The sequence below is a fragment of the Psychrobacter sp. 1U2 genome, from assembly GCF_051847575.1.
Window position 1 is genome coordinate 1 of sequence record NZ_JBPYDC010000935.1, and the last position, 767, is coordinate 767.

General features: G+C 44.7%; 2 protein-coding genes. Both read left to right on the top strand.

Annotation, left to right across the window (positions count from 1 at the left end):
- The coding region (locus ACS8FD_RS19650) for a LemA family protein (RefSeq protein WP_439277102.1) at window positions 1-441 on the top strand (441 nt) is incomplete at its 5' end.
- 101 nt (window positions 442-542) lie between these two features.
- On the top strand, window positions 543-767 hold a 225-nt coding region (locus tag ACS8FD_RS19655; protein ID WP_439277103.1), incomplete at its 3' end, for a hypothetical protein.

Consider the following 767-nt stretch of genomic DNA (forward strand, 5'->3'; position numbering starts at 1 on the left):
AACTTGGTAGAGACTGCCAAACGTTATTTGACCCATGAAGAAGAAACGCTGACCCGCGTGATTAGTGTGCGTAATCATGCCCAAAGCTTGCAGGACTCTAATAAACATCAGCCAGACTCGCTTGAGCATATGGCGCTATTTGCCAAAGCAGAAAGCATGTTGTCTAAAGCATTGGGGCAATTCTCAGCTGTGGTGGAAGCGTATCCTGAGCTAAAAGCAGACAGTATGATTAAAGAGTTGATGGACGAGCTGACCAATACGGAAAATCGTATAGGCTTTGCGCGTCAGCATTATAACGATAGCGTGATGTTTTATAACAATGACCGCGAAGTGTTCCCAAATAACCTTGTCAGCAGCACTTTTAGTTTTCGTCCGCTCAGTCCGTTAGTGTTTGAAGACAGAAAGGCCATTGCTCAAGCACCTGTCGTCAATATGGGTTAAAACTTGAACAGATTGGGTTAACTTGAGATAAGCTGATGGATTTTTTTGCTGAACAGCGGATACGGACGCGGCGCAGCCTGTTACTTTACGGGTTGTTTTTTTTGATTGTACTTGCACATGTGATGCTGGCGCTTGGGGTTATGGCACTGCTGCTAACGTTATTTACCGATGGTATTTATTATTGGGCATTGATACTGACGGTTATGTGGACGATAGGCAGCTTTGTTGTTGGTAGCTTTTTAGAATACAGACGTTTAAAATCTGGTGGCCGTGCTGTTGCCCAGCGTGTGGGTGCTGTGCGTTTGTTTATTGATAACAGTCAGGAC